This is a genomic window from Herbaspirillum sp. C7C2, assembly GCF_022627865.1.
Classification (GTDB): Bacteria; Pseudomonadota; Gammaproteobacteria; order Burkholderiales; family Burkholderiaceae_D; genus Herbaspirillum; species Herbaspirillum frisingense.
In genome coordinates this window covers 73,056-79,308 of the sequence record NZ_JABXGI010000021.1, presented here as the reverse complement: position 1 = coordinate 79,308, position 6,253 = coordinate 73,056, and the positions used below count along the sequence as shown (strand labels likewise).

Annotated in this window: 8 protein-coding genes; 5 read left to right on the top strand and 3 right to left on the bottom strand. The window is 55.2% G+C overall.

Going from position 1 to position 6,253, the window contains the following annotated elements:
• Window positions 1-14: 14 nt before the first annotated feature.
• Entirely contained in the window at window positions 15-377 is a 363-nt protein-coding gene (locus tag HWE04_RS24495) for a helix-turn-helix domain-containing protein (protein WP_342222442.1), read from the top strand.
• A gap of 339 nt (window positions 378-716) precedes the next feature.
• Here the strand turns inward: HWE04_RS24495 and HWE04_RS20565 are convergent, their stop codons facing one another.
• Complete coding sequence (locus HWE04_RS20565) at window positions 717-1,229, bottom strand: hypothetical protein (protein WP_241813567.1); 513 nt, start codon at window positions 1,227-1,229, stop codon at window positions 717-719.
• A 236-nt stretch (window positions 1,230-1,465) separates the two neighbouring features.
• Window positions 1,466-1,804 carry a hypothetical protein gene (locus tag HWE04_RS20560; RefSeq protein ID WP_241813566.1) on the bottom strand — a complete coding sequence of 113 codons (339 nt, stop codon included), beginning with the start codon at window positions 1,802-1,804 and terminating at the stop codon, window positions 1,466-1,468.
• A 177-nt stretch (window positions 1,805-1,981) separates the two neighbouring features.
• Between HWE04_RS20560 and HWE04_RS20555 the strand changes: the two genes are divergently transcribed.
• Window positions 1,982-2,464 (top strand): hypothetical protein, encoded by a 483-nt coding sequence (locus tag HWE04_RS20555; protein ID WP_241813565.1) that lies wholly within the window; start codon window positions 1,982-1,984, stop codon window positions 2,462-2,464.
• A gap of 103 nt (window positions 2,465-2,567) precedes the next feature.
• Complete coding sequence (locus tag HWE04_RS20550; protein ID WP_241813564.1) at window positions 2,568-2,861, top strand: helix-turn-helix domain-containing protein; 294 nt, start codon at window positions 2,568-2,570, stop codon at window positions 2,859-2,861.
• A gap of 245 nt (window positions 2,862-3,106) precedes the next feature.
• On the opposite strand, the gene ychF is transcribed toward HWE04_RS20550, so the two are convergent.
• Window positions 3,107-4,201 (bottom strand): redox-regulated ATPase YchF, encoded by a 1,095-nt coding sequence (ychF, locus tag HWE04_RS20545; RefSeq protein ID WP_241813563.1) that lies wholly within the window; start codon window positions 4,199-4,201, stop codon window positions 3,107-3,109.
• 425 nt (window positions 4,202-4,626) lie between these two features.
• Between ychF and HWE04_RS20540 the strand changes: the two genes are divergently transcribed.
• Window positions 4,627-5,430: an ABC transporter ATP-binding protein gene (locus HWE04_RS20540; RefSeq protein ID WP_241813562.1), complete on the top strand. Its 804-nt coding sequence runs from the start codon at window positions 4,627-4,629 to the stop codon at window positions 5,428-5,430.
• Window positions 5,427-6,206 carry a lipid asymmetry maintenance ABC transporter permease subunit MlaE gene (gene mlaE, locus HWE04_RS20535; RefSeq protein WP_006461561.1) on the top strand — a complete coding sequence of 260 codons (780 nt, stop codon included), beginning with the start codon at window positions 5,427-5,429 and terminating at the stop codon, window positions 6,204-6,206. The genes HWE04_RS20540 and mlaE overlap by 4 nt, the downstream gene beginning before the upstream one ends.
• Window positions 6,207-6,253 lie beyond the last annotated feature (47 nt).

Genomic DNA, 6,253 nt, shown 5'->3' with positions numbered 1-6,253 from the left:
ATTGTGGTCTAAACATGGGTCAACTTAGGATGCAAATTTCTGGCTTAAGTGGGTCAGTTTTCGATGCAATTCAACATACATGGCCTGGCAACAACTCGCATCAGCAGCGTCAGCGAATCTTAGGGGCAATGTTGAAGCGGGGGAGCGTTACGACGATGGATGCCGTCCGTTTCCTTGAAATTGTCGATCCGCGGCCCAGAATTTCGGAGCTTAGGGCCGCCGGCTGGAAAATCGTGAGAAGTTGGGCCACTCAAGAGTCGGAAACCGGAGGGCTCCATCGGGTTGGAAAGTACCAGTTGGAAGGGCGGGAGAATGGAGGTGCACTTAGCCGTTGCGGTGGCGTCTCGTTATATCAGGCTTCCCTGTTTGATGCCTAGGCGGAGAATCACCGCATGTAGTTCACTTAACCTTCTTGCGGGCGGGGCATTGAATAAATAGTTGAATGCTGCTGCTTGGGTAGGCCATAGAACTAATGATGCATATTGAGTGCCATTTGCAGAATCAACTGGCAATCTTGAGGTTTGCAAATGGTACCGTGACATGAAGGACGCGTTTTTGTATTCCGCTTGGACTGAAGTAATTGCGCCGATCCACGCGGTTGATGACCTTCGTTTCCTTCATGCATAGTCTCGACTGAACGCAAAATAGGCCGGCATCATCGGGATGCTGGCCTTAGTTAGTCGCTTCGCCAAGATGCGATTATCTCGGCATTTTTTCTATGAACTTTGGCTCCGGACTGCGCCATTGTCAGCGCCCATCAAGAACATACGTTCCATCATAATGTACCAGTCGTAGAAGTTGAGTTCGACGTTGCCAATTTCCTCAGCACGAAGCTTCCATAGCGCAAAGTCGGCAGCGAGCTTTTTGCATGTGGCCGTATCGATGAGGCCCCAGCCGTAGCTAAATAGCTCATAGAAGGGACCTTGAGCCTCTGTGCCACGAAGAGTCCAAGCGTAACCCACCAACTTTGCAAGAAGATCCAAACGGTCGGAAAACTCATCGTCGCTGTGGCCAACTCGGAACCACATATCTTCGTCATAGGCGTAACAGGCGTTCTGCTCAAGTCCTGTGGATAAGTCCCTGACTCTATAATAGGCGAATCGTTGAAGCGGTTGCAGGTCAACGAAGAGGGTCTTCTTCTTTTCGCACCGCTTGAAAATGTGAATATTGCTTGCCAAGACACCGTCCAGCTTCTTCAGGCCGCGGCAGGCCACCCAATACTTGCTCATGTGAATACTCCAAATTTAAAGTTATAGCCAATGTCCGTTGAGATGCCGCGCTTGTCGCGACTGAGACATATGGGTATAGCTTCGCGGAGTACCCATATTTCAAATTATTTTGAATTTTTTTTGAATTCGCTAAAACTGCATGCGAAATTCTAGCGGTCAGATGGTAGGAGGTCAGGTTACACAGGAGGTGGCGTATTCAAGCTGTCGCTTGCATTTTCCAAGCGGCTACCAGGTCATTACCTCTGGGCGTCAGACTTCTCCCCCTTCACACGGTGGACCCTCTGCCGCTGCTTAATCTGTTGCACGACAATTACCGGCGCCAAGACATCCGGAAGCACCTCTAGTAACCAAGGATAGCGTCCCGTGGCGCGGATGACCCGCAGATAGCTGCTTAGCGAACTTCCATTTCCCCTTTCCAGATTCCGCAACGTTCTCACACTGATGCCAGCACGAGATGCAAATGTTTCTTGGTCCAGTACCATTTTGTTGATGCGATACCGTTTAATTTGCTCGCCAATTTCAGCTTCCATCTCCTCACGCGCGTCTCGGTGTTGGTGAGATTCCGTTGCGGTCATGCCACTTCTCCTAGGAATTTTTCAAAATTCTTTACGGCAGGTTTTTGCCCACAAAAGGGTGTTCAATTCTTTAGCAGCAGTAAGTTGCCGCTTCTGCTTGCCAGGAGCAATTGCTGCGGCCGGTGCTCGCACTCGTGGCTGTTGCCGGCAACGGGTAGTGCTGAAACAATCGCTTCCATGAACAACAGAATCAAAGATATCTTCGCAGCGATTCATCGTCCTCCAGTAACAGGCAAACGAGTTCTGGCGCTTTCAGAGGGGGATGCAGAACGAATTCCTCTCCTGCCCGGCGTCGCCATGATTTCAATCGTCAACGCCCGCTCCGCTCCAGCAATCCTTTCGTCACATGAATTTCTCTTGAGGCTCAGGTTTAGTGATGTCGACTTCTTGGCGCGTGAGATCACCGACAGAGCTAAAAAGAAGCTGGGAGACGCGATGACGAAAGAACAGGCTTTGGAAGTACATCAGTTCGTTCGGGGGCTGCCAGATTCGATACACACACTGATAGTTCATTGCGGGGCCGGAATATCTCGCTCAGGCGGTGTCGCTTCAGCTCTCAATGCCATATACGGATTTGAAATAGAAGAGCAGAGATTGAAACGAGCCAATCAGAGCGTGAAGAAACTGCTCATCGATGTCGCGAAAACTATTGGTCACTGAAATGATTGGCGATTACTATACCGTGATTCTCCAAATTGGCATATGCCAAAATTGAGAATGACACGTTTTAATTCAAACTATCGGCGCAGAATCTGGAGCGCCGATGGAAAAGGACAAATACAGGTATATCGAGAAAGTCTTCTTGCAGTTATTGCGAGAGGAAAGGGAGGCGGCTGGCGTAAAGCAAAGTGACCTCGCTACAGCTCTAGGACACTACCAAGGCTATGTGAGCAAAGTTGAAACGGGCGAACGAAGAATTACGGCCGTTGGGCTACTCGTGTGGTGTGAAGAATTGGGAATTAACGTCGACGACTTTATGAAAAAAGTCAGGGAAGCGCTGGAGGGAGTGAGTGATGTAGGAGTGCGGAAAGAGCTTAAGAATGACGAAGGAAAGTAAAGGTTTTTTGCTTTAAGCTCGTATTTAGCTAAGAAGCTATTCAGTCCAAGACTTCTGAGTAAATAGCCGGAAGATAAGCATAGCCCGCAGAGAAATCTGGCGGGCTATTTGTTTTCTGAAAACTTAATCCGCTCCCAGAAGATACGAACCTGCCTCTTATTACCTTAGGCTTGCACAAACACCAATAAAATCACCGGAAGACTATGTCGATAGCTTGCAACTTTCCGGTGAATGTCGATGAAGGCTTACGTACGGGTGAACAGGAAATTCATCACATCCCCATCCTTGACCACATACTCCTTGCCTTCGGCCCGCATCTTGCCTGCTTCCTTGGCACCGGTCTCACCCTTGCAGGCGATGTAGTCCTCGAAGGCGATGGTCTGCGCGCGGATGAAGCCGCGCTCGAAGTCGGTGTGGATCACACCCGCCGCCTGCGGGCCGGTGGCGCCGACCGGGACGGTCCAGGCACGCACTTCCTTCACGCCAGCGGTGAAGTAGGTCTGCAGGCCCAGCAGCTTGAAGGCGGCGCGGATCAGGCGGTCCAGGCCCGGTTCTTCCATGCCCATGTCGGCCAGGAAGTCGACCTTGTCGGCGTCGTCCAGGTCGGCGATCTCGGCTTCGATGGCGGCGCAGATGGCCACGATGGGGGCGTTCTGTTCCTTGGCGTAGCCGGTCAGCTGGTCCAGCAAGGGGTTGTTGGTGAAGCCGCTATCGGACACGTTGGCCACATACATGGCCGGCTTGGCGGTGATCAGGCACAGCGGCTTGATCAGCAGCATCTCTTCGGCATCCAGGCCCAGGGCACGCACCGGCTTGGCTTCGTCCAGCGCCGGCATGATGCGTTCCAGCAGGGCGACCAGCTTGGCGGCGTCCTTGTCGCCGGAACGGGCTTTCTTCTGCTCGCGGTGGATGGCCTTTTCGACCGTGCCCATGTCGGCCAGGGCCAGTTCGGTCTGGATCACGGCGATGTCGTCCAGCGGGCTGACACGGCCGGCAACGTGGATCACGTTGGGGTCTTCGAAGCAGCGCACCACGTTGACGATAGCGTCGGTCTCGCGGATGTGCGAGAGGAACTGGTTGCCCAGGCCTTCACCCTTGGAGGCACCCGCCACCAGGCCTGCGATGTCGACGAATTCGACGGTCGCCGGCAGGATGCGCTCGGGTTTGACGATCTCGGCCAGCGCCTTCAGGCGCGGATCGGGCACTTCCACGATGCCGACATTGGGCTCGATGGTGCAGAACGGATAGTTCTCGGCGGCGATGCCGGCCTTGGTCAGCGCGTTGAAAAGGGTGGACTTACCGACGTTGGGCAGACCCACGATGCCGCATTTGAGGCTCATGACAGATTCTTCCGAAAGCAAAACCGACATTGTAGCAAGCCGTGCGCCGCAACCCTATGCTTTGCTCGGCTGCATTGTTCTTCCGGGCGGGTCCTCCGGGCGCCGGCATTCCTGTCCGAAAACCTTGAGTCCCCCTCGACATGGAGCGTTTTGGGGGCGAATTACACCCGTGTTGTCTTTTATATATGAATTCGTTGCGTATATGCCACGCAATGGGAAATATCTGAAATGCACAATATTTAACTGACTCATTCGTCAGCAAGTTGGTTGTTGGCAATAGTTATCAAGTTCCTCTAAATTGCACGCAACTTGTAAAGAAAAGGCTCGTTTCGCCGCGGCCATTTACACGCTGCATTGCCCTCTTGAAAGCGATTTGTAAAATTTGCTCTACAATGTCGGTTTTCCAAAGAACTCGAAGAATCCCTTTGCCTAATATCGTTGAAATCCGCGATCTGCACTTCCGTTATGGCGACCGGCCGATCCTGTCCGGTCTCCATATGGATTTCCCGCGCGGAAAGGTGGTGGCGGTCATGGGCGGTTCCGGTTCGGGCAAGACCACCATCCTGCGGTTGATCGGCGGACAGTTGCAGCCGCAGCAGGGCAGGGTGGAAGTGGATGGCGAAAACGTGCCCGACCTGGGGACCGGACAACTGTATTTGTTGCGTCGCAAGATGGGCATGCTGTTCCAGAACGGCGCGCTGTTTACCGACATGACGGTGTTCGACAACGTGGCCTTTCCACTGCGCGAGCATACCGACTTGGATGAAACGCTCATCCGCGACCTGGTCCTGATGAAGCTCAACGCCGTCGGCCTGCGCAATGCGGCAGCGCTGAAGCCGGCGGAAATCTCCGGCGGCATGGCGCGGCGCGTGGCGCTGGCCCGGGCGATCGCGCTGGACCCGGCGCTGATCATGTATGACGAGCCCTTCGCCGGCCTCGATCCGATTTCCATGGGTGTGACCGCCAACCTGATCCGTCGTCTCAATGATGCGCTGGGGTCGACATCCATCCTGGTGTCGCACGACGTCAATGAATCCTTCGGTATCGCCGATTATGTGTATTTCCTGTCCGCCGGCAAGATCGTGGCCCAGGGTACACCGGAAGAGATGCGTCATTCCACCGATCCCTATGTGAAGCAATTTGTCCACGCCGAGGCCGATGGGCCGGTGCCTTTCCACTATCCCGGCAAGTCGCTGGCCGCGGACCTGGGTCTGGGAGGCGGCGCATGATCGTCGGTCTCGTCAGCGGCCTGGGCCGCAGTATCCGGGAGTTCGTGGTCGGGGTCGGTTTTGCTGCACGCATGTTCGTCAACATGCTGGGCGCCTCGTTGGGCTTGCTGCGTCGTCCGCGCCTCATTACCGACCAGATCCACTTCATCGGTAACTATTCGCTGGTGATCATCGCGGTGTCCGGCTTGTTCGTGGGTTTCGTGCTGGGTCTGCAGGGTTATTACACGCTCAACAAATACGGTTCCGAACAGGCGCTGGGTCTGCTGGTGGCCCTGTCGCTGACGCGTGAACTGGGTCCGGTGGTGACTGCGCTGCTGTTTGCCGGGCGCGCCGGGACCTCGCTGACCGCCGAGATCGGCCTGATGAAGGCCGGCGAACAACTGTCGGCCATGGAGATGATGGCCGTGAACCCGTTGCAACGCGTGGTCGCGCCGCGTTTCTGGGCGGGTGTCATCGCCATGCCGGTGCTGGCGGCGATCTTCAGTGCCGTGGGCGTCATGGGCGGTTATGTGGTCGGCGTGCTGCTGATCGGCGTCGATGAAGGCGCCTTCTGGTCGCAGATGCAGGGCGGCGTGGACGTCTGGAACGATATCGCCAACGGCGTGCTGAAGAGCGTCGTCTTCGGCGTGGCAGTGACCTTCGTGGCGCTGTTCCAGGGATACCAGGCGCAGCCCACGCCGGAGGGGGTGGCCCGCGCCACCACCCGCACCGTGGTGATCGCTTCGCTGATGGTGCTGGGCCTGGACTTCCTGCTGACCGCGCTGATGTTCAGCTGATCGCGGCAAAGAATGTAGAGCGCCCGTATGCGGGCGACGATGAATAT

Excerpts from the sequence above, each read along its gene's own strand:
- HWE04_RS20550 (WP_241813564.1), top strand. The coding sequence starts at position 2,568 with ATGGAAAAGGACAAATACAGGTATATCGAGAAAGTCTTCTTGCAGTTA.
- mlaE (WP_006461561.1), top strand. The coding sequence starts at position 5,427 with ATGATCGTCGGTCTCGTCAGCGGCCTGGGCCGCAGTATCCGGGAGTTC.
- HWE04_RS20560 (WP_241813566.1), bottom strand. The coding sequence starts at position 1,804 with ATGACCGCAACGGAATCTCACCAACACCGAGACGCGCGTGAGGAGATG.
- HWE04_RS20565 (WP_241813567.1), bottom strand. The coding sequence starts at position 1,229 with ATGAGCAAGTATTGGGTGGCCTGCCGCGGCCTGAAGAAGCTGGACGGT.
- ychF (WP_241813563.1), bottom strand. The coding sequence starts at position 4,201 with ATGAGCCTCAAATGCGGCATCGTGGGTCTGCCCAACGTCGGTAAGTCC.
- HWE04_RS20555 (WP_241813565.1), top strand. The coding sequence starts at position 1,982 with ATGAACAACAGAATCAAAGATATCTTCGCAGCGATTCATCGTCCTCCA.
- HWE04_RS24495 (WP_342222442.1), top strand. The coding sequence starts at position 15 with ATGGGTCAACTTAGGATGCAAATTTCTGGCTTAAGTGGGTCAGTTTTC.